At 25.0% G+C, this 21,504-nt stretch carries 34 protein-coding genes; 14 read left to right on the top strand and 20 right to left on the bottom strand.

Annotated features, from left to right (window positions below; all coding sequences use genetic code 4):
- Positions 1 to 16 precede the first annotated feature (16 nt).
- The 5 genes from ACFEL4_RS00720 (at position 17) to ACFEL4_RS00700 (ending at position 3,681) form a co-directional block, all read left to right on the top strand.
- Positions 17 to 139: a hypothetical protein gene (locus ACFEL4_RS00720; protein WP_375317689.1), complete on the top strand. Its 123-nt coding sequence runs from the start codon at positions 17 to 19 to the stop codon at positions 137 to 139.
- Between the two features lie 216 nt (positions 140 to 355).
- Positions 356 to 970, top strand: coding sequence for a hypothetical protein (locus tag ACFEL4_RS00715; RefSeq protein WP_375317688.1), 615 nt, complete (start codon positions 356 to 358; stop codon positions 968 to 970).
- Positions 945 to 3,233 carry a hypothetical protein gene (locus ACFEL4_RS00710; protein WP_375317687.1) on the top strand — a complete coding sequence of 763 codons (2,289 nt, stop codon included), beginning with the start codon at positions 945 to 947 and terminating at the stop codon, positions 3,231 to 3,233. Before ACFEL4_RS00715 ends, ACFEL4_RS00710 begins: the two co-directional genes overlap by 26 nt.
- The gene (locus ACFEL4_RS00705) at positions 3,233 to 3,367 is read left to right on the top strand and encodes a hypothetical protein (protein WP_375317686.1); all 135 of its coding nucleotides are present in this window, start codon (positions 3,233 to 3,235) and stop codon (positions 3,365 to 3,367) included. The genes ACFEL4_RS00710 and ACFEL4_RS00705 overlap by 1 nt, the downstream gene beginning before the upstream one ends.
- Complete coding sequence (locus tag ACFEL4_RS00700) at positions 3,307 to 3,681, top strand: transposase (protein WP_375318341.1); 375 nt, start codon at positions 3,307 to 3,309, stop codon at positions 3,679 to 3,681. The genes ACFEL4_RS00705 and ACFEL4_RS00700 overlap by 61 nt, the downstream gene beginning before the upstream one ends.
- On the opposite strand, the gene ACFEL4_RS00695 is transcribed toward ACFEL4_RS00700, so the two are convergent.
- The 8 genes from ACFEL4_RS00695 to ACFEL4_RS00660 form a co-directional block, all read right to left on the bottom strand.
- The gene (locus ACFEL4_RS00695; protein ID WP_375317685.1) at positions 3,673 to 4,107 is read right to left on the bottom strand and encodes a hypothetical protein; all 435 of its coding nucleotides are present in this window, start codon (positions 4,105 to 4,107) and stop codon (positions 3,673 to 3,675) included. The two genes, ACFEL4_RS00700 and ACFEL4_RS00695, sit on opposite strands and share 9 nt — an antisense overlap.
- Positions 4,050 to 4,886 carry a hypothetical protein gene (locus ACFEL4_RS00690; RefSeq protein WP_375317684.1) on the bottom strand — a complete coding sequence of 279 codons (837 nt, stop codon included), beginning with the start codon at positions 4,884 to 4,886 and terminating at the stop codon, positions 4,050 to 4,052. Before ACFEL4_RS00690 ends, ACFEL4_RS00695 begins: the two co-directional genes overlap by 58 nt.
- 41 nt (positions 4,887 to 4,927) lie before the next feature.
- Positions 4,928 to 5,269 (bottom strand): hypothetical protein, encoded by a 342-nt coding sequence (locus ACFEL4_RS00685; RefSeq protein ID WP_375317683.1) that lies wholly within the window; start codon positions 5,267 to 5,269, stop codon positions 4,928 to 4,930.
- A gap of 131 nt (positions 5,270 to 5,400) precedes the next feature.
- Entirely contained in the window at positions 5,401 to 5,661 is a 261-nt protein-coding gene (locus tag ACFEL4_RS00680; protein ID WP_375317682.1) for a hypothetical protein, read from the bottom strand.
- Entirely contained in the window at positions 5,661 to 6,479 is an 819-nt protein-coding gene (locus ACFEL4_RS00675; protein ID WP_375317681.1) for a hypothetical protein, read from the bottom strand. The genes ACFEL4_RS00680 and ACFEL4_RS00675 overlap by 1 nt, the downstream gene beginning before the upstream one ends.
- Positions 6,448 to 6,729: a hypothetical protein gene (locus tag ACFEL4_RS00670; protein WP_375317680.1), complete on the bottom strand. Its 282-nt coding sequence runs from the start codon at positions 6,727 to 6,729 to the stop codon at positions 6,448 to 6,450. Before ACFEL4_RS00670 ends, ACFEL4_RS00675 begins: the two co-directional genes overlap by 32 nt.
- A gap of 2 nt (positions 6,730 to 6,731) precedes the next feature.
- The gene (locus tag ACFEL4_RS00665; RefSeq protein ID WP_375317679.1) at positions 6,732 to 8,051 is read right to left on the bottom strand and encodes a hypothetical protein; all 1,320 of its coding nucleotides are present in this window, start codon (positions 8,049 to 8,051) and stop codon (positions 6,732 to 6,734) included.
- A 12-nt stretch (positions 8,052 to 8,063) separates the two neighbouring features.
- Positions 8,064 to 8,444 carry a hypothetical protein gene (locus ACFEL4_RS00660; protein WP_375317678.1) on the bottom strand — a complete coding sequence of 127 codons (381 nt, stop codon included), beginning with the start codon at positions 8,442 to 8,444 and terminating at the stop codon, positions 8,064 to 8,066.
- Here ACFEL4_RS00660 and ACFEL4_RS00655 point away from each other — a divergent pair.
- Together ACFEL4_RS00655 and ACFEL4_RS00650 are read left to right on the top strand one after the other, a co-directional pair.
- On the top strand, positions 8,444 to 8,944 hold the full coding sequence (locus ACFEL4_RS00655; protein ID WP_375317677.1) for a hypothetical protein: 501 nt from the start codon (positions 8,444 to 8,446) through the stop codon (positions 8,942 to 8,944). The genes ACFEL4_RS00660 and ACFEL4_RS00655 overlap by 1 nt on opposite strands.
- Positions 8,875 to 9,228: a transposase gene (locus ACFEL4_RS00650; RefSeq protein ID WP_375317676.1), complete on the top strand. Its 354-nt coding sequence runs from the start codon at positions 8,875 to 8,877 to the stop codon at positions 9,226 to 9,228. The genes ACFEL4_RS00655 and ACFEL4_RS00650 overlap by 70 nt, the downstream gene beginning before the upstream one ends.
- On the opposite strand, the gene ACFEL4_RS00645 is transcribed toward ACFEL4_RS00650, so the two are convergent.
- The 12 genes from ACFEL4_RS00645 to ACFEL4_RS00590 all read right to left on the bottom strand — a co-directional run bounded on the left by ACFEL4_RS00645 (position 9,225) and on the right by ACFEL4_RS00590 (position 18,948).
- Entirely contained in the window at positions 9,225 to 10,340 is a 1,116-nt protein-coding gene (locus ACFEL4_RS00645; RefSeq protein WP_375317675.1) for an IS256 family transposase, read from the bottom strand. The genes ACFEL4_RS00650 and ACFEL4_RS00645 overlap by 4 nt on opposite strands.
- Before the next feature lie 76 nt (positions 10,341 to 10,416).
- Complete coding sequence (locus ACFEL4_RS00640; RefSeq protein WP_375317674.1) at positions 10,417 to 10,617, bottom strand: hypothetical protein; 201 nt, start codon at positions 10,615 to 10,617, stop codon at positions 10,417 to 10,419.
- Positions 10,618 to 10,683: 66 nt separating this feature from the next.
- Positions 10,684 to 11,436: a 23S rRNA (guanosine(2251)-2'-O)-methyltransferase RlmB gene (gene rlmB / locus ACFEL4_RS00635; protein WP_375317673.1), complete on the bottom strand. Its 753-nt coding sequence runs from the start codon at positions 11,434 to 11,436 to the stop codon at positions 10,684 to 10,686.
- A 10-nt stretch (positions 11,437 to 11,446) separates the two neighbouring features.
- Positions 11,447 to 12,778, bottom strand: a complete 1,332-nt coding sequence (cysS, locus tag ACFEL4_RS00630) for a cysteine--tRNA ligase (RefSeq protein WP_375317672.1) — start codon at positions 12,776 to 12,778, stop codon at positions 11,447 to 11,449.
- Positions 12,779 to 12,809: 31 nt separating this feature from the next.
- Positions 12,810 to 13,508, bottom strand: coding sequence for a folate family ECF transporter S component (locus ACFEL4_RS00625; RefSeq protein WP_375317671.1), 699 nt, complete (start codon positions 13,506 to 13,508; stop codon positions 12,810 to 12,812).
- 29 nt (positions 13,509 to 13,537) lie between these two features.
- A complete protein-coding gene (locus ACFEL4_RS00620; RefSeq protein ID WP_375317670.1) occupies positions 13,538 to 14,641 on the bottom strand; it encodes a bifunctional folylpolyglutamate synthase/dihydrofolate synthase in 1,104 nt (367 codons plus the stop codon).
- Positions 14,642 to 14,659: 18 nt separating this feature from the next.
- Positions 14,660 to 15,604 carry a hypothetical protein gene (locus tag ACFEL4_RS00615; RefSeq protein WP_375317669.1) on the bottom strand — a complete coding sequence of 315 codons (945 nt, stop codon included), beginning with the start codon at positions 15,602 to 15,604 and terminating at the stop codon, positions 14,660 to 14,662.
- A 111-nt stretch (positions 15,605 to 15,715) separates the two neighbouring features.
- Entirely contained in the window at positions 15,716 to 16,387 is a 672-nt protein-coding gene (locus tag ACFEL4_RS00610; protein WP_375317668.1) for a uracil-DNA glycosylase, read from the bottom strand.
- Positions 16,388 to 16,404: 17 nt separating this feature from the next.
- On the bottom strand, positions 16,405 to 16,878 hold the full coding sequence (locus ACFEL4_RS00605) for a 23S rRNA (pseudouridine(1915)-N(3))-methyltransferase RlmH (protein ID WP_308149929.1): 474 nt from the start codon (positions 16,876 to 16,878) through the stop codon (positions 16,405 to 16,407).
- A 1-nt stretch (position 16,879) separates the two neighbouring features.
- Entirely contained in the window at positions 16,880 to 17,716 is an 837-nt protein-coding gene (locus ACFEL4_RS00600) for a hypothetical protein (protein ID WP_375317667.1), read from the bottom strand.
- Positions 17,717 to 18,127: 411 nt separating this feature from the next.
- Positions 18,128 to 18,517: an IS1595 family transposase gene (locus ACFEL4_RS00595; protein ID WP_375316929.1), complete on the bottom strand. Its 390-nt coding sequence runs from the start codon at positions 18,515 to 18,517 to the stop codon at positions 18,128 to 18,130.
- The gene (locus ACFEL4_RS00590) at positions 18,412 to 18,948 is read right to left on the bottom strand and encodes a hypothetical protein (protein WP_375317666.1); all 537 of its coding nucleotides are present in this window, start codon (positions 18,946 to 18,948) and stop codon (positions 18,412 to 18,414) included. The genes ACFEL4_RS00595 and ACFEL4_RS00590 overlap by 106 nt, the downstream gene beginning before the upstream one ends.
- Before the next feature lie 608 nt (positions 18,949 to 19,556).
- Here ACFEL4_RS00590 and ACFEL4_RS00585 point away from each other — a divergent pair.
- The 7 genes from ACFEL4_RS00585 (at position 19,557) to ACFEL4_RS00555 (ending at position 21,382) form a co-directional block, all read left to right on the top strand.
- Complete coding sequence (locus ACFEL4_RS00585; RefSeq protein ID WP_375317665.1) at positions 19,557 to 20,045, top strand: hypothetical protein; 489 nt, start codon at positions 19,557 to 19,559, stop codon at positions 20,043 to 20,045.
- Positions 20,046 to 20,051: 6 nt separating this feature from the next.
- Positions 20,052 to 20,219, top strand: coding sequence for a hypothetical protein (locus ACFEL4_RS00580; RefSeq protein WP_375317664.1), 168 nt, complete (start codon positions 20,052 to 20,054; stop codon positions 20,217 to 20,219).
- Positions 20,209 to 20,382, top strand: coding sequence for a hypothetical protein (locus ACFEL4_RS00575; protein ID WP_375317663.1), 174 nt, complete (start codon positions 20,209 to 20,211; stop codon positions 20,380 to 20,382). Before ACFEL4_RS00580 ends, ACFEL4_RS00575 begins: the two co-directional genes overlap by 11 nt.
- A gap of 11 nt (positions 20,383 to 20,393) precedes the next feature.
- Positions 20,394 to 20,585, top strand: a complete 192-nt coding sequence (locus ACFEL4_RS00570) for a hypothetical protein (protein ID WP_375316822.1) — start codon at positions 20,394 to 20,396, stop codon at positions 20,583 to 20,585.
- Between the two features lie 20 nt (positions 20,586 to 20,605).
- Complete coding sequence (locus ACFEL4_RS00565; protein ID WP_375316904.1) at positions 20,606 to 20,827, top strand: hypothetical protein; 222 nt, start codon at positions 20,606 to 20,608, stop codon at positions 20,825 to 20,827.
- 89 nt (positions 20,828 to 20,916) lie between these two features.
- Complete coding sequence (locus tag ACFEL4_RS00560; RefSeq protein ID WP_375316903.1) at positions 20,917 to 21,087, top strand: hypothetical protein; 171 nt, start codon at positions 20,917 to 20,919, stop codon at positions 21,085 to 21,087.
- Positions 21,065 to 21,382: a hypothetical protein gene (locus tag ACFEL4_RS00555; protein ID WP_375317662.1), complete on the top strand. Its 318-nt coding sequence runs from the start codon at positions 21,065 to 21,067 to the stop codon at positions 21,380 to 21,382. The genes ACFEL4_RS00560 and ACFEL4_RS00555 overlap by 23 nt, the downstream gene beginning before the upstream one ends.
- Positions 21,383 to 21,504 lie beyond the last annotated feature (122 nt).

The raw sequence follows: 21,504 nt of genomic DNA, 5'->3' as shown, positions 1-21,504 counted from the left end.
TTTCCTCCACAAGTACATGTGGGGAGAAGTCCGATTAGGAATTAGTGGATATTTGATTTATATTGCTAATGATAATCTATATTTTCAATTAGTAGATATACAACAAAGAAATTATGATATTACTGGTAAATTAATTTAATGTACTATTTTTTATGAGAATTATCAAAAAAATGCTCAAACAGTAAGATTATTTGAAATTTATACTTTAAATAATGAACAAGTAACTATTAATCGTGCAATTTATAGTATTAGTGATAATAAAAAACAATTTGTATTAGATTATAGAACATTTAATAATAATCCTAATTTAGAACAAGAACAAGTATTAAACATTAATTATATACCAATAGCAATTATGCGTAATCGTGCTAATGAAGAACCTGACTGTAATAAAGTAATGGATAAAATTAAAGTATTAGATATTTTCTTTGAACAAATCATTTTAGATGTAATATTAAACTCACCTAAATTTGTTTTTAATAATATTTATGGTAATAATCAACAATTAATTGATGATGCTATAAGAAAATTAATTGCTAAAAAATATTTATTTACTGATAAAAGTCCTAATGATGCTCCTAATGGTTTAGTAACTATTATTCAAGGTAATTTTAAAGGTAAAACATTAAGCGATGTTTATGATTGATTAATTAATGAAATATCTAAGCGTTGTGGTTTACATATACCAAGTCAAAAGAAATCAGCACAACAATCAGTTCCTGAAAGTACTGCTGTAAATATTTCAACAGTTAATTATATTGAACAAAAACTATGACAATTTAATATTGATACTCTTAAATTTATTCAATTATTAATACGAATTGATAAAGATTTATTAGATAGTAAAACATTTGAAATTAATGATGAACAAGCAATTGAAAATTTAACTGTTAAATTAACTTTATTTAATCCAGTAAATAACCAATTAGTAGGAGAAAATGACAATGGACAACAACAAACCACAAACTAAGTTTCCACAAAAACAAACGAAAATTAATCAAACAGAAAATGATTATTTAATAGATAATATACCAAATGATTTTTCAAACCTTATGGGCAATACTAGTGACCCTGATATTAATAGAATATACGATAAATTTAAAAAACGAACAATTTATATTTATGAAATTGAACGTTTATTCAAAAATAATGAGAATAATACTTTAAAATTCTCACCTAATACTATTAAGATTGGTTTTGTTGATATTGAGAAAGTATTAACTACTAATGCTGTTGAAACATCAGACTTTAATATGCAACTAAACCAAAGGGCAAGCACTAATATTAATGATAATGCCATTGAATATAGTATGACTGATATTAAAAATTTAATCTTTCAAGAAATAGATTTATTAAATCAATTTAAGTTATATGCTGTTAGTATAAATGAAACTTTAACTGAAAGTAATATTGATAACTTATATATCATTAATAGTTATTCACAACCTTATCAAAATCCAAAAACAAGAAGTACCAAAAGCATTACTATCATAAAAATTAAAGATTTTAAAACAAGAGATGGTTATCATATTATTATTAAATTACAAAAACCATTAGATAAAGATACTAAGGTTAAGAGTATAACCTTAAAATTTCCTAAAACAATGTTATTTGGTAATATAAAAGTAAATGGTGAAATTAATGGATTAAAAGTATCACCAAATTTATTAATTGCTGATGATAACCAATTATTTCCGTTATATGCTTTACCAATCCAAACACAACCAAAAGTTAATATTTTACAACAATGATTTAGTGACCAAGTTTTATCATGAGATATTGCTAAAAATTTCATGAATCAAAATTCAATTTTAGATTATTTAGATATTGGTGAGATTTTACCTAATCAACCATCACAAGAATTTAAACATGTTAAAAAGATTGAATTAAAACAAGTTAAAGCAGTAGCTAATAGTTACTTTAAAGAAACGGGATATGATATTAATAAAAACTTTGATAATATTTTAATTAGTAAAGATGATAATAGTAGTTACTTATCAGGTTTTTGAAATGATAACATACAACAATACGATTTAAGCGAAAAACAAGAATATAGTTATGTTGGTGAAGTTAAAAGTGGAACTTGAAAATTAACAAGTGTGGATAGTGTAGTTTTAACTTATGACAAAGTAAAACCTAATACAACATTAGGTAAAGTATTATTGGATATGTTAACTTATACATATAATTACCAAAGAAATTTTGATGGAATATCTTTTCAGACAGACCCACAAAAAATTACAGATTTAGATAAATTACATGCTAAATTTGAAAATCAAAAACCACATGATGTTATTACTAATCTTTTTGAACATTGAAAATTAGATAATCCTGATTTTGTTAATCATCCAAAAATTAAAACATTTAAACAAATAGTAATGATGTTATCTAATTATATACTTTCTTATTTGTCAATAAATAAAGGTTTAGATGATGATTATAAAATTCTATTACCTTACTATTTTGAATTAAAATCAAAACCTACAAGAACATCAAGCTATAAAATTTGAGGATTTGAAAATGTTTATGTTATTTTAAAATCTGAGTATTTTGATTTTACAGATTTAAATAATATTAAAATAAAAAATAAAAATATTAGTCAAAATGAATGATTTAAATTAAATGATAATCAATATAATTGATTATCATTAACGAATGAATTAGAAAGTAATAATATACCGTCATTATTACCACAAGATATGAGTTTAAGTAATGGTGAATATGGAAAATATATGCTTAAAGGTATAGTTAATAATGTCTTACAATTATTAAAACTATTTAATACTCAAAAACAATATTTTTCAAGTTGAGATTGATTTAATTTTACGGACTTCTCCCCACATGTACTTGTGGAGGAAACAATGAAATTGAATGAGTTCAATAATACTTTTCAAACTGAAAAACAATGTCTTGCATATATAGCAAGTTTGAAACAAAGCAAATGTATTAGGTGTTCTAGTTTTAATTTGAATACTTCTAATTTAAGAAAAATGAGATGTTTGAAATGTCATCAAACATTCAGTATTCTCACGGGCACTATATTTTCAAAGTCACAAACACCTTTAATATCTTGGTTTTATCTCATCTTTAGATGAATAAACACCAAACATGGAATTCCATCAACTGATGTTGCAAAAGAATTGGGAGTGACCTTGAAAACAGCTTGAAGAATGGGTCATAAATCCGAAGTGCCATTGCTAAACAAGAACCTCAATTCATTGTTGAGGGCATAGTGCAAATGGATGAAATGTATCTTTCACATATGGGTTTAAAAAACAAGGAAGATCCTTGTTGAACAAAACCTTGATTGTTGGTATTTATGAAAAAACAACCAACAATCTGATTGTGAAAGTATTGAAAAACGTAAACAGTAAAAATCTTTTGCAGTTTGCAATAAACCACATTTCTTCAAAGTGTGATGTACATACTGATTCTTGAAAAGGATATCGCGATTTAAAATCGGTTTTCACTAAGCATGAAACAGTTAACCATCAAGATTGCTATGTTTCAAAAACTGGTGTAAATACCAACCAAATTGAGTCAGTATGAAAACATATACGAAGAACATTTAAAACACATATCAAAGTTGTAAAACATCATATTCATTTATATGCAAAAGAAGCTGCATATAAATTCAATAACATACCTAGTTTTGAAACTGTAATGCTATGTTTAATTTAAAAATGTGGGGAGAAGTCCGTTAATTTTAATGTTACTTTCTTTTGTACCAACATTTTTTCATTTAATAACATTTAAAGATTTTATTTTTTCATCAACATATTTTTTATTTGGAATATCATTATCATCTGTTACTGAAGGACCACTTTTATTTTTATAAATTAATGTTCTATTTCCAACATTTATAACATCATTAACTAATCTTGTTGTATTATCTTTATCATTTTTATTATTAAATATTCTATTTTCATCAACTGAACTACCACCAGTAGCACTAATTTTATTATCTTTATCAATAGTTATATTAGTACCAGCAATTAACTTATTTTGTAATTTATCATCTGCATATTTTTTAGGAATTAAAGTTCCATTTAAATAACTTGAGTAATCTTCTGTAAAAGGATCAAAATTTTTATAAGCAACTCTCATTTATATATAAAATTAGGTACTAAAGTATGTTTTAAAATTTCAATAGCATTTTTTCTATCATCAAGGTCATCAAAATAAATTACTTTATCACTAACATCACTATTAACTATATGAGTTTCTTTATCATATTTAATATCAATAGTTTCTTTTGGAATTTTAAATTCAGGTACTGTAGTAGATGTATTAATACCTCTAGTATCAATATTAATAACCGGTCTTGATCTATTTTGTGGATGAGTAATAGTGATTTTAGTTCTAGTATCTGATGATTCTAAATTAGTATAAGGAATATATTCATTTAAAGGACTATCTTCACCACAATTTGAAATAAATTTATTAAAATAATTATTTTTTTGTGGTTCTATTCCTTTTAAATCAAAACCTTTAATATTTGGATATTCTTTAATTTTTCTTAAATAATTAAATACTTCTGGTGGGATAAAATAAGGGTCATCTGGATTAGTTTCACTATAAGTTAATCCACCTTGACTAATTGAACCTTGACCACGTAAATAATCTACATCTTTAGTTAATAAAAATCTAACATAATTAGTAGTTGCTGTTTGAATATTATCTGTAAAATCTGTTGGTGTTATTTCTGGTCATTTTTTACTAATAGTAAAACCACTTAAATAATCAATATTACTACTAGCTACAGATATTGCAAATCAAATTTCATTATCTGGAGTAGTAACTTTATCAAATAATAATTCATTAAAATATTTAGAATTTTTAAATTCTTCAACTGTTATAAATAAAATTGGATCTTTAATAGCCATAATTTACTCCTTAATGTAAAAATAAAGGGTATTTAAACCCTTTAAATTTTAATTTTAGTTACTTTTTTCTTATCTTTATTTGTTAATGCTTGACGTTTTGCTTTTTGAGCAATAATAAAATCTTCAAAATCTTTTTCATCAACATCAAAAGCATCTAATTTTTGTGCAATAGTAGTTTCTGTTAATTGTAATTTATCATTTAATTGTTTAGTATTTAAAATAATATATTCAATTAATTTATTAAATTTAAGTTCTTTTGCAACTATATCTTGTTTATTTTTTTTAATTTTTTTTGAAATAATAGATAATATAAAAGTAATAATAACCCCACTAGTAACTGCTCCTCCTATAATTCCACTTAATAAATATACTGTTAAATTCATGATTTATTCCACCTTTTCTATTTGAATTTTATTTGAATGTTGTTTACATAAATTACATTCTTTTTTATGTTTTTTAATTTGTTGATATTGATAAATTAAATAAGGACTTGTAATAATAATTGGTATAGTAATTAATCCATATTTAATTTATTTAATTCAGTTTTTAAAGTGGTTAATTCATTAGGTTTTAATATAGATAATAATTTTTTAGCAATATTTGGATTAAAAGTTGAATATGGTTGGTCAAGTTCTTCTTCACTAACATTTTCACTATCTAAAACTGCTTTTAATCCTGTATCTTTACTATAATTTTTTAATAAACTAACAATTAATACACGAATATCATCACTTGCTAATGCTGAGTATATAAGTCTAATAATTAAATGTAACATTATAAACTCATGTGATTATAATCTCAATTTAATGAATGATTATCTAAAATTACATCACTCATATTACTACCGTATTGACTACTTGTTTCACTATTAATTGTAAATCTATTATCATTAATTAATCTTGCTGTTTCATTAGTAAATGCTGTTTCTTGCATTTCTTCATTATGATGTACTGTTTCTATTGGTAAAAGATTATGTATAATTTCACATGCACCAGCAACAATAGTAGGTACTAAATAAGAATTAATAAAATCATTATTAATACCCATAGCAACACCAGTTGATATTAAACATCCACCATTTGCCATATTTGCTACTTTACGAATAGTTTCAAATCTATTAGGTATTAATTCAGTAATTCCTGCTATAAGATTTGAAATACCATAAGCATTTAATGAAATATAAGTATCTCAATCCATTAAATTATTATCAGCAGTATTATTACTAAATAATAAATCATCTGGAAATGGGTCTACTGTTGTTGTAGTTATTGGATTTTCAGTTGGATTTGGATTGATATTTGTATTAGTAAATTTTGCATAATTTACTAAGCCAATTGTTCCTAAACCTAATAATATTTTTTTACTACTATTAATTAATTTAGTTTTAGCATTTGGTCTTTGATTTAAATTTCATATATCTAAACCTAATTTTTTACCAAATAATAAACTATTAATTGAACCTAATATTGGATTACCTATTAATTGACCATAATAAGCAATAGTTCCAATCATTGCTGAAATGGGACTTATACCAGTTCTCATTAATTTAGTTAGTGTATAGTTATTTGATTGTGTATTCTCAACATGTGGCATTTTTAACATCCTTTAAATTAGTTTGTTTTTTAACTTGAATTCTAACTGTTCCTTGACAATTTATATTATCTCCAACACATATAGCAAAATTATCATGAACATCACTTACTATAAAATAATCATTTCTTAATTTAGGATATTCATCTAATAAAATTGTTCTTATATCATTACTTGTAGTTAAATCTTCTGGTTTGTCTGAATAAATAGTAATATGTGCTTTTTCATCAAAATATTTATAAATATATTCCATAATTATTTTTTAGTAAATTCTAATTTTACTGTTCCATAATATTCTTTATTATTACCAGCCATAGTAGAACTTGTTGCTGTAATATTACTAAATGTTGCTTTACCTTTTTCATAACCATTATTACCAATATTTACTATTATAGTTTCTAATTCATCATTAGTAGGTATTGCACCAGCCATAGTAATTTTTCCTAAATTTTTATAATAAATTATATTTTGTAAATCTAAAATATTCATATTATCATAATCTGTTGATTGATAAGTTGCATTAACATTAGTTGCATCAACTTTATAATTTTTTGCTCTTGCTGTTTTAATTTCATCAACTGTTGGCATTTTTTCTTGAATAATATACATTAAATCTGGTCTAATTGCACTTGGTAATGCATATAATGCTTTCCCAATAATACGAATATTATCTGTTGCATTATCTAATTTATTTCTTACTTTAGTAAATGAAATAGGCATACCTCACATATAGCGGTTATAAACTACACCAAATAAATCTAATAATTTATAATCTTTTTCTAAATGCATACCAGAAACAGTATCATGAATAAAATCTTGTTCTAAATAAAAACTTTCATAAAATTCCATACCCATAATTTGATTTGTATATCTTTTACCAGTTGCTAAAGTATTTGCTGCAATTTGACCATAATTTAATAATGTAAATGCTTTTGCTAAATTAAAACTACTATCAATACCACAAGCACCCGTTAAATCTGCTTTATTAATACCAACTGTAATATCATCTACTTTTTTAATTAATTTATTATTTCTTTCTCCAATTATATAATAAGCATTTAATGCTTGTTCTTTAGTCATATTATTTAAATTTAAAGGTAATACTAATGATTTAGCAATTGCATAATCTTTTGTACCTTGTAAAAATATTAATTCAAAATTTTCTCTTAAATTTCTCATAAATGAACTTGTTAAATTTGAAACAATTTGAGTTGCTACATTTGCTGGTGAAGTCATAAATCTTTCAATATCAAATTCTGGAATATTAAAATCAATTGTTAATTCTTTATCAATAATTAATGTTGTTGTTTTAACTGTTCCTTTTTGTCTTTTAGTACCTGTAAATTCATCTCATGTTGAGCCTCATAATACCCGTACTGTTGCTCTATATATTGCCATTGCTACACCACTAATATTTGCTATTTGGTCAGCATTAACAGTATTTCTCATAAATAAAGTACTTAATTCAGCAGTTAATTCACCACGAACTTGTGCTTCAAGTACACTTAAAACAGCATTTTCAGTAAGTGTATTACCACCAATAATAAATGCTTCTGGAATTTTTGGAATTGCCATTTTATCCTCTTTCTATTTAATAGATTTAAGTGCAGTTCCTCTTGCTAAATTTACAAGTTTTTCTAATTCGTTAGGGTCAGTAATACCTGTAGTTTTAGCTTTTTCATTTAATTTTCTTTCTAATTCTTCTGGATTAATACTATTTGTATGTAAATCTAAAAGAGTTTTAGGATTAAAATCATTTGAATTAGGTTTATTTTCTTGTTTAATAGATTCTGATGTTTTATCAATAAGAAATTCTTTATAATCTTCATTTATTTTATTAAATGCTTCTTGTTTAGATAAAGATTTATAATTATCAGTACTCATTAAATTTTTAATTAAATTTACTTTTTTAGTATCTTTAATATTAGAAAACGGACTTCTACCCACATGTACTTGTGGAGGAAACAATGAAATTGAATGAGTTCAATAATACTTTTCAAACTGAAAAACAATGTCTTGCATATATAGCAAGTTTGAAACAAAGCAAATGTATTAGGTGTTCTAGTTTTAATTTGAATACTTCTAATTTAAGAAAAATGAGATGTTTGAAATGTCATCAAACATTCAGTATTCTCACGGGCACTATATTTTCAAAGTCACAAACACCTTTAATATCTTGGTTTTATCTCATCTTTAGATGAATAAACACCAAACATGGAATTCCATCAACTGATGTTGCAAAAGAATTGGGAGTGACCTTGAAAACAGCTTGAAGAATGGGTCATAAAATCCGAAGTGCCATTGCTAAACAAGAACCTCAATTCATTGTTGAGGGCATAGTGCAAATGGATGAAATGTATCTTTCACATATGGGTTTAAAAAACAAGGAAGATCCTTGTTGAACAAAACCTTGATTGTGAAAGTATTGAAAAACGCAAACAGTAAAAATCTTTTGCAGTTTGCAATAAACCACATTTCTTCAAAGTGTGATGTACATACTGATTCTTGAAAAGGATATCGCGATTTGAAATCGGTTTTCACTAAGCATGAAACAGTTAACCATCAAGATGGCTATGTTTCAAAAACTGGTGTAAATACCAACCAAATTGAGTCAGTATGAAAACATATACGAAGAACATTTAAAACACATATCAAAGTTGCAAAACATCATATTCATTTATATGCAAAAGAAGCTGCATATAAATTCAATAAAATACCTAGTTTTGAAACTGTAATGCTATGTTTAATTTAAAAATGTGGGGAGAAGTCCGTAGATAGGCTTTTCTCAGCATTTATGTGATAAAATTTAAAAATAGTACATAAAGGGAGAAAAGCCTTATTTTTTTCTAAATAATCACAACAAAAAGTCATTTTAAAGAAATGCAGTGGAAAGCTTAAAATTGCTAAAGCATCATCAAATCCATTTTCAAGAATTCGTAATGCCGAGTCTAAAAGATGGGAATAATTATCTTTCATTTCTTTAAGAATTATTCTAGCCATTTTAATACTACTAGCGTTGAAAATGGCATTAACATCTCTTTCGACTTTTTCTCTATCCTTTTTAGGTGTTTTATCCAAGATATTACTCATAAAATGTGCTTGACATCTTTGTCATTGCACGCCTTGAAAATGTTTTTGAACTGCTTTAACTAACCCTTTATGTGCATCAGAAACAACTAAATCAAGACCAGTTAAGTTACGTTCTTTCAATGAAGAAAAGAATTCACTTCATGTAGTTTCTGATTCTGAATCACCAACCATCATTCCTAAAATATCTCTATGACCTTGGTCATTTATACCTAGGGCTATAAAAACTGCTTTAGAGATTACTTGATTATTTTCTCGAACCTTAACATGTACTCCATCAATAATTATAAAAGGATAGGAATTTGCGCTTAAATCACGGTTTTTTCATGTGCCTATTACTTCAGTTAATTCTTTACAAATATTAGAGACAGTAGATTTAGAATAATTAATACCGCACAATTCTCTTGTTATGTTATCAACTTTCCTTGTTGATACACCGTCAATTACCATTTGCATCATGGTAGATAATAATGATTGTTCTGAACGTTTAAACTTTTCGAAAATTTCAGTTTCAAAAGATTTATTACGATGTCTAGGGACATTTAAATTCAAAATTCCATTTACAGATTTTAAATCACGCTGATAATAACCGTTACGGCAATCTGTTCTTGCTTCATTTCGTTCATAATTATTAGCACCAATTTGATCATCTGATTGATTTTTTAAAAGTTTATTTAAAAATAATTCAATAAGCAATCTTATGCCTTCATTTTTAGTCTCTTTTGAAAGAAATTTTCTAATTATTTCAGAATCTATTGTAAAATTTAATAGAGTCATATATTTCTCATCCTATCTAGTTTTTATTTTCAAACTAATTATATTTGATAACGAGGGGTATATGGCTCATTTTTTATTACTTTTTAAATTTACACACAATCTTAGACTTAACCAAAATTGAAATTAAATCACTTATTTCTAGTGGTATAGAAAAGAAACGCCGTAAACTTGCGCCTAACGTCCATTCATTTTTTAAGTTGTATTTTTCATATAAACATTTAAATGCCATTTCTTTATATTCAATACAATATAAATAAATCAATTCATTATCTTCCATGTTTGCTACCTCCCTTTTTACGAAGATACACTAATTATGAAACAAGAAAACAATAATCAAAAAAATTTATGAGATATTAGTATTTAATTTTACAGTTTGAATGTAAATATGATTGGCAATAATACCACAAGCGACACTAGCATTAAATGATTCAATGTTATTAGACATCGGAATTTGGACAACAAAATCAGTATGAGTTAATAATTTGGGACTAATCCCTTCTCCTTCATTGCCAATAATCAATCCTAAATTACTATCACATTTCACATCAAGGTAATCAATAGCTTTATCAGTTTTAGCTGCTGCTAAAATCCAAAAATTATGTTCATTTTTCAATTTATTAATAGCTGTTGTTAGATTTTTAACTTGACAAATAGGAATGATACTTAAAGCACCTGCTGAGGCTTTAGCAACTGCACCATTAATTTCTGATTGATTACGGTTCAGAATAATTACGCCATCAAAATCATTACCAGCACCAATCCTTAACATTGAACCAAAGTTATGAGGATCAGAAATACGGTCTAAAATTAAAAAACGAGCAAATTTATTGATTGGTTGTAAACTTAATAATTGATCTAAAGTAAAATAATCATAATTTTTAACATAGGCAGCAATATTTTGATGTTTTGTTGTTTTTAACAAATTATTCATTGCTTCTAAACCGATAATTTCATATTCAATTTTATTTTTGCTTAATTCTGGTTTTAATTCACGATATTTATCTTGAACTAAAAAAACCTTTCGAACTTTAATTAATGATTGCGGGTTAATTGCTGCAACAACGGGATGATAACCGTAAATGTATTCTAATGCCATGTTTTGCTCCTTAAATAATGTTAAGATTTTGTAGTTTTTTTCGAATTTTATCGGCTGCTTGGTAATCTTTTTGTGATTTTAATTGTTCTCATAATCTAATTTGGGTTTTAATCTCTGGTGTATAGTCACCAAATTTAAAATCAAATCCTAAGATTTTTAGAGTGAAAGTAAAGGTATAAAAAATATTTTGGTTGATTTCACTAAAGTCTTTTTTAACCATTGCTTCATTAATCTGTTTAACCATAGTTTCTAGTAAGGTTATAGTATTAGTGGTATCAATACTATTTGATAAAAACTTAATAACTTGGACATAATGAGGTTTATGATGTTTTTTATTTGTTTTAATATTATTGATAAATAATTGATAGGTTCATTGTTTTAATACTTGCTCGTATTTTTTCATTGATGATAAACCATTAACAATGGTTTCATCATTAAAATCTATGGGTTGTTGATGGTCACGATTTAAAATTAAGTAACGTAAAATATGAGGATGATATTGTTGACAAAAATCTTTTACTAAAACGAAATTGTTTAATGATTTTGACATTTTTTCATTGTCAATATTAACATGACCATTGTGTCATCAAATATTTGCTAATTCTTGATTATGACATCCCATAAATTGCGCACGTTCATTTTCATGATGAGGAAATTTTAAATCAATACCACCACTATGTAAATCAATCGTTTTTCCATTAAATATAGTTTCAATAAAAGTAGTACATTCTGTATGTCAACCAGGGCGACCTTTGCCTCACGGACTTTTTCAATTCATACCAACAGTTGTTGCCTTTCATAATACAAAATCTAAAATATCAACTTTAGGATTTTGATTTTTAACACGAAAATTAGGAATTAAATCAATAATTTTTTTATGCGCTAATGAACCATAGTTTTTAATTTTATTAACTTTAAAATAAACATCATTATTAGTAACATATGCATAATCGTTAATTATTAATTGTTCAATAAACTTAATAATGCTGTCTATATATTGACTTACTTTTGGCAAACTATTAGGCAAAATAATATTTAATGTCTTTAAGTCATGTAAATAAGCATCACTATACTTACTAGATAATTGCGATTCTGTAGTTTTTAATAATTCTGCTTGCTTAATAATTTTATCATCAATATCAGTAATGTTATGAACATAATTAACTTGATATTTTTGATGAATTAATAGACGATGTAAAACATCCATGACAATCACACCACGAACGTTACCAATATGGACATAATTATAAACGGTAGGACCACATAAATATATATTTACTTGGTTATCATTAGTTACTAGTGGTTTTAATGTTTGTGAAAAACTATCATAAACTTTAATCATATTATATTTTTGCTCCTCAATAGATAAAGTATTAATTATTATCTACTATATTATATTCTAAAGTTTGCGGATTAGTAGCAAATTGGCGGTTTTGAAATTGGTTTTGTAAATTTAGTGATTTATTTAATGCTTTATAACAACTAATAATTAAAGTTGTATTTACAATTAAATCAATAGGGTATTTTATAATTCTTAGAAAATACATTGGTAATATTGGCATTGCATACATTTCACCTAAAATAATAGTATCGGTACTAGTAATTAGTAAAGAAGTAAGACCATAAGCAAATGGTAAATAACAATAAATTGTTCATTTACGATAGTATATTTTACTTAAATTAGTAACAATATAATATGGTAGTACACACCATAAAACACTAGTAAAAGTAAAGAATAAAGTAGGTACAGCATTACCTGCAAATAAAAGACCTAAAAAGTCAGCAGCAATACCACTAATAAATCCTAACATTCCACCACAGAAGAAACCAATTAGCACTAATACAAAGTCACCAATTCTAATTTCAAAAATTTTAAATGGTAAAATAGTACCTAAAACAGCACCACCAACGCCATTTAAAATAACAGCTAATGAAACTAACATTCCACTTAAACAAATTAATTTAATTTGTTTTAATTTAATTTTATTATTTTTATGATCTAAAATAGCAATTAAAGCAAATGTACCTAAAATCAACACTCCACTTATTACATTAATTAATGCTAATGCCATTTAGTTATTTTACCTACCTTTTTTAATATTTATTCAAGACATCTATTCTGCATATAATTATAAACATCTGCTAAAAAATAACAAGAACCTGTAATCAAAATAATTTTATTTTTACTATTTTTTATCATACTTTCATAATTAAATTGCATTGCATTGATACTTTGTACATGACTGTTTTGACAAACAGTGATATTATTAGAGATTTTTTTTAAAAGAGTAAGTAATTGATTAGGATACTTATTTTTTAAACAAGAAAATATAATCTCATCAGGAACGATATTGTTAATTTTTAAAGTTTTGATTAAAGCATTAATACCTTCACGATTATGAGCTGCATCAAAATAAACTATTTTATTATAAATCTTATATTTTTCAAAACGAAATTTGATTTTCAGATTTTTAATAATCCTATTTGCACTAACAAGAGCAATGTTAGGAAAAGCATTTTTAATAACAGTTAATGCTAATGATTTATTTTCTTCATAATAGGATTGATTAATTAATTTTGGTGAATAACAAGGTTGATACCCTTGTTTGCGAATCTCATGTTTTAAATTACTATTTAAATTTCCTGACACAAATAGAATCTTGGTGCTTGGTTTAACAATTCCAATTTTTTGATATAAAATCTGCTTTAATGTATTACCTAATATTTCTTGATGGTCTTTACCAATTGAAGTAATAACAGCATATGTAGCATCAATGACACTAGTAGTGTCGTATCTACCGCCAATACCTACTTCAATTACTGCTCATTTTACTTTTTGTTCTTGAAAATAAATTAAAGCAATTAATGTTAAAATGGCAAAAAAACCTAATTGATAATGTTCAATATCATGATTAATTAGATTCTTAATGCGAATTAAATCGTGATTACTAATCATAGTATCATTAATAATAATTCTTTCGTTTATCACAGTAATATGTGGTGAAGTAAAAAGACCAACTTTAATATTACTAGTTTTTCATAATATAGCATGAATCATTCTTGAAACAGAACCTTTACCATTAGTTCCTGTTACTTGAATATATTTAATATTATTATTTAAATATTTAGAGGAAAGTAATTTTAATTTAGTTAAACTTTCAATTCCTGGATATTTATATATATCTTCTAAAAATTCATCATTCATAGTTAATCAACATCTAATTTAATAATTATTATTGTCAATATTAATTAATGGACTTACTGTTCTTCATGTAATGTAAATAATAATTGAGTTAACAATAATTTTAAATGGTGCCATAATAATTCGAGCCATTGCTGTTAAACCATATTCTTTGACATTAGAACTAAATAAGGTCATATCGGCATATGAAGCAATTAGTACAGTAACTACATATTCTGCTACAACTGCTAACAGTATAATTGGCAGTATTTCTTTAATTCTTTCAGATTGTCTTTGCCATAAGTAATAAAATAAAACACTATAAATACTTAGTAACGCAAAGGCGCCACCACCAGCAATAATACCAGCAGTCGCATATTTATTAAAATTAATACCTGAAACAGAATATGAAGATTGATCACCACATAAAACAATATAAGCACCACCAGCAGCAAAAAATATAATAAAAATATTAATTAAAATAAATATAATTCATGGATAATTTTTTAGTTTAACATTTAAAATGCCAGCAACACCAGCTAAAAATCCAGTGAAAACAATACAAAACATGTAGACTGGACTAATATAAGATGGGACAAATAAAGTTACTAAAATATCGGTTACTGCAGCACAAATAATCCCAATGACAGGGCCAAAAAGATAACCAGTAATCTTAATCATTAATCCTTCAATGGCAATCCTAATCGGAGGTAACACAGTAAGCGGGATAGTAATAGAAATAATAATAGTGGCTACTACAGATACTGAAGACAGCATGGTAATATAGGCAATATTTTTAGTAGTAAAGCGAACACCCTTATACTTATCTTTTTTAAATAATTTTCAAAAACTATTTAATAAAATATAGGATAACATTGTAGCACCCAAGGCAATAATTAAATAAATAGCAGTGCTTTTACTAAATAAAGGTAGTGTTTCTGTTGCTACTTTGGAAACTAAGTTATTTATTATTAAATTATTTGGCATTTAAATAACCACCATTCCCATATTATTATTTAAAACTAGATTAATTTTAACAAATATATCATAACATTGTTTATTCATTTACACACAAATAATATTGGCAAAAATATACTTTTATCATAATATAGATGAAATAGATTTTGATATTAATCAATCATTTGTTTTACTGAAAGGCTTAGAATTAAAGAATCCTCCATATGCGCTTAAAGGTGAGGGGTGAGCACTTTCAATAATATAATGTTTAGCATTATCAATAAATATTTTTTTACTACGAGCATTTTTACCTCATAAAATAAAAACCAAATTAGAACAATTTAGATTTAAAAATGATAAAACATGGTCAGTAAAGATTGTTCATCCATATTGTAAATGACTATTTGGTTGGCCTTGTCTAACTGTTAAAGTTGTATTTAATAAAAGTACGCCTTGTTTAGCCCAACTTGTTAAATTGCCATTATTACCCTTTTCAATATTTAAATCATTTTTTAATTCTTGAAAAATATTTTTTAAACTTGGTGGTAAAGGGATTTTATCTTTTACACTAAAGGCTAAGCCGTGAGCTTGTTCTGGTTGATGATATGGATCTTGTCCTAAAATAACTACCTTTACTGTTTCTAAAGGGGTTAGTTTAAAAGCAGTAAAAATCTCTTCTCACATGGGAAAACAAGTGTAAGTTTGATATTCATTTTTAATGTCTTTTAGTAATTTTGGAAAATATAATTGATTATTTTCATTTTGAAAAAATTTCATTCATGATGTATCAACAAATAAAGTTTTATTATACATAGTTTTCACCTGCGCTTTTACTTATGATAGGGTTGATTATTAATAATTTGTAATGAACGATATATTTGTTCTAACAATACTACATAACACAATTGATGTGGTAAAGTGATTTTGCCAAATGCAATTTTAATTAATTTAGAATTAGCCTTTAATTCTTGGTTAACACCATTACTACCACCAATGATAAAACCAATTTTACCTTGTTGATAATTTTGATTTTTAACAATGATTTGTGCAAGTTGTTCACTTGTTACAAGATTTCCAGTTAAATCTAATAGCATTCATTGATAATCAATATTTTTATCTAAATATTCAATAATTTTATTTGATTCAATATTAATATTAACAGTTATTAAATTTAATTTAGATTCTTTTATATTTTGTATAATAATATTTGCTTGTTTTTTAACTCTTGTTAAATAATCATTGGTCGCTAATTTTCAATATTGTTGTGATAACTCACCAACACAAATAATTTTAATACTTAACATTTTAACTTTTAGAAATAACCATATCGCTAATGCGACCTGCTTTACCATTATAATCATCAAATGTTCTTTCTGGATGATAAAAATCAACATGTCCTAATGAATATTGAATAGTATCTGGGTCCATGCGAACTATTTCTTGACTATTTTTATCTGAATATAAAACAAAACCAAAATCAATTCTAATATTAAAATCAATTCTAAAGTTACCCATTGTTAAATCCAAGTGGATTCATCCTTGACGAATAATTTTTTGATTATTGCTTGTAAATTCATCGATTGTTGGTGCTACGATACTAGTAACAGCATTTGGATCAGCTGGTGCAACATTTGCTTGTGCAGCTGAATTAAAAGTAACGAATCAGTAGACAAATTGTGGTTTCTTTATATCATTATCAACCAATTGAGCAGCAATTGGTACACTGTTTTTATCAGCAAAAGTAAATGGGTGTGTTAAACTATCTGTGCCTCAATTATTATAATCAAAACTATCAAAATGTCATGATTTATAGTTTTTGCTATTATAGAATTCATTAACAGTCTTTTGACCAGGATCATTAGGATTAGTTGTTTTTAAAATTTTTTCATCAATTCTAAGTTTATCTACTGCTAATTGTTGGTATGCTTCTAAGGCAACATATATTCCATTTGGTTTTTCAAAGATATAGCTATCATTATAAACATAGTTTGTTAGTGGATCTTCATTGGAAACTTGTTTTTTTGGTTCATTAATAAGATTAACCTTAATTTGAGTACCATCTCCAACACCACAGGCAAATATAGTACTACTTGAAGTAGCAAGTAGCCCAATCGCTGAAAAAAGACTAATTATTTTACGCATTTATTTTTATTCTCCTTACATTAAGAAATTATTTATAATAATTAAATATTCAATAGCAATTGTAACTTATTTTTGATGAAAAAGCAAAAAGTAATTTTGAAAAGATTGAATAAAGTTTTTGGTGCATTAAGAATTGTTAGCAAATATAACTAGTTTAAATTAGTTATATTTTAGAATTTATTAACTTAACATATTCCTTAATCCCATTTAAGTTACTTATATTAAACCACACTTTAAGCAGTGATACAATATTTTAGATTATTTTAAGAATAAAAATAATACAAAAATTGATATCTGATTTCAATATCTTTAGTAGGAATATAAAATGGCTTTTCTCCCTTTATGTACTATTTTTAAATTTTATCACATAAATGCTGAGAAAAGCCTATCTACGGACTTCTCCCCACATTTTTAAATTAAACATAGCATTACAGTTTCAAAACTAGGTATGTTATTGAATTTATATGCAGCTTCTTTTGCATATAAATGAATATGATGTTTTGCAACTTTGATATGTGTTTTAAATGTTCTTCGTATATGTTTTCATACTGACTCAATTTGGTTGGTATTTACACCAGTTTTTGAAACATAGCCATCTTGATGGTTAACTGTTTCATGCTTAGTGAAAACCGATTTCAAATCGCGATATCCTTTTCAAGAATCAGTATGTACATCACACTTTGAAGAAATGTGGTTTATTGCAAACTGCAAAAGATTTTTACTGTTTGCGTTTTTCAATACTTTCACAATCAGATTGTTGGTTGTTTTTTCATAAATACCAACAATCAAGGTTTTGTTCAACAAGGATCTTCCTTGTTTTTTAAACCCATATGTGAAAGATACATTTCATCCATTTGCACTATGCCCTCAACAATGAATTGAGGTTCTTGTTTAGCAATGGCACTTCGGATTTTATGACCCATTCTTCAAGCTGTTTTCAAGGTCACTACCAATTCTTTTGCAACATCAGTTGATGGAATTCCATGTTTGGTGTTTATTCATCTAAAGATGAGATAAAACCAAGATATTAAAGGTGTTTGTGACTTTGAAAATATAGTGCCCGTGAGAATACTGAATGTTTGATGACATTTCAAACATCTCATTTTTCTTAAATTAGAAGTATTCAAATTAAAACTAGAACACCTAATACATTTGCTTTGTTTCAAACTTGCTATATATGCAAGACATTGTTTTTCAGTTTGAAAAGTATTATTGAACTCATTCAATTTCATTGTTTCCTCCACAAGTACATGTGGGGAGAAGTCCGTATAAAATTAATGGTTATGATTAGAACTTTTCATCAAAAACTAAGTTATAAATGAACGTTCTTAATTTGGAAACTTTAGTTTGGAGAATGGGGAATACTGCTGGTTCAATTATTTCTTGGTAGTCTTCTGGTTTATTTTTTCATCAAATATTTTCAGAAAAATAAGCTTTCTTAATTTCAGCATCTTCCATAACTCTATCAAATAGGGCGTATCAAGTTAATGGTTAGATTAATAAGAACTTAAATGAGAGATAATACTCTCATTTTTAATTGTTAAACAATTATAATTAATTATTTTGATAAATCTGTACTTTATGAAAGTAATTAATTATTACATAACTAAATAAAAAATTATTAAAGGCTATAGTGCAGATATAACTAATAGTAATTTTTGTCATGCTCTTTTAAAATTTAAGAAATTTTGGTTCCCTTCCCCCTACAACCCCCTACCCTTGGCTTTGCTACTTACAGTAGCATAAGCCTTACGTAGTAGTAGAAGATATAAGTATTTAGTATATAAGCCTATTATCACTGTAAGTGATAAGGCTTATACGTAATAGAAAGGAAATATATATGACAACTATTAATTTAGAATTAAAAAGTAAAGTTAGAGAAACAGAGAAAGGTATATTATTAGAAATTGGTGAATATGAAACATGATTTTCTACACAATATACTACTATTGATAATAAAAATAAAAAAATATTAATAAAAATATTTGAAGATTGAAATTATAAATTAGGTAAAAAATCTATTACAAATGATATTTCTAGTATTAAAGGTAGTGAAATTTTAAAATATGTAAAAAATATACCAAATGTTACTGATAATGAAAATGAATTAATATCTTGTGAATTTTATGAACAATATAATGGTTATTATATTTTTAAAAATGATAAAGAAGAAGAATGTTTTAAATATAACATTACATGAGAACAAGATAGAAAAAGTTTTAAAATAAATAATCCATATAATCATAATGATTTATTCATAAATTATATAGTAACACCAATGAAAGATATATTAACTCATAATGAAAAAATATTTTATTTAAAATATTAGAAAGGAATGAATATCTATATGTATTTATGAAAAGAAAACCTTGAATATAAAAAAACTTATTTAAATAATATTATTACTCATAGTTGTGATATTTGTCATAAACAATCTTCAGTTGCTAATAGAACTTGTAATAAATGTTTTTATAAATTAATGGGTGAAAATAATGAAATGTAATATTCATAATGAAAAATATATTTGAATTAGTGAAATAGATAATTCTTATTATTGTAATAAAGATATTAATGAAATGATTGAAGAAGATATACATTTAACAAGTGATAATTCTGATAGTTTATATAACTATTATGTTAATGAATTACAATTAGAAAATTTTTAAGGAGAAATAAAATGACTAGAAATGAATTTAATGAAAAATATAGAAAACATGATATCAAAATTGATAGAGATTTTGATTTACATATTGAGAATTGTTTTAAATTTACTGAAATTAACATATTAGAAGAAGCAATTAATGATTATAAAAAAATAATTAATGAAATGCCACAATTAGTTAAAGATTGATTGTTATTTTTAAAATAATTAAGAAAGGAGAAAAGATAATGCAATATGCTTATTTATTAAAATATAAAGTTAATTATACTGATGAAATAAAATATAAAGTATTTACTAAAATTGAAAATGCTATTAATTTTCATAAAAATTATAAACATCCTATATTAAATGATACTTATGAAAGAATAGTTACTACAAAAGCATTTATTACAAATTATGAAATATTAGTAATGGAATTAGATATTAAAGGAGTGAATAATAATGGATAAATTAAGAAATTATTTAGAATTACAACTTACAGTGAAAGAATATATTAATATTAAAGATTTATTAAAAGATATAGAGGATGGTGATTTTAATGCCAGCACATAAGAAAAAAATAGAAGATTTAATTAATAAACAAATTTTTGTTAGATTAACTAAAGAAGAACATTATGAATTAAAAAAACTTTGCTTAGAAAATAATAATATGTCAATTACTAATTTTGTAAGGAATTTAATTAAAAATGCAATTAAACAATCAAAATAATAATTTAATTTTTAAAAAAGATACACATCAATATTTTTTAAATAATCAAGAAAAAATATCAGTATCTAAAATTATTCAATATTATTTATATAGTAATAAAAATCCTTATGAAAATGTACCTTTTGATAGATTAGAAAATGCTAGATTAAGAGGAGAAACTGTTCATAAAGTAGCAGAATTATATTTTAAAAATATAAATATTAATAATATTAAAGATAAATTAATAAATAATATTAAATATTTATTTAATGAAAATTATTTACAATATTGTGAAAATTTATTAAATAATTTATAAGAATTTAAAGTAAATACTAAATATATATGTGAACAAGTATTTACTTATGATATTGTTGCTGGAACACCTGATTTAATTTATGAAGAAAATAATTTATATACAATAATTGATTTTAAAACATT

The organism is Spiroplasma endosymbiont of Virgichneumon dumeticola (assembly GCF_964264745.1).
Taxonomy (GTDB): Bacteria; Bacillota_I; Bacilli_A; order Mycoplasmatales; family VBWQ01; genus Spiroplasma_E.
This window is presented reverse-complemented; position numbering and strand designations above follow the sequence as displayed.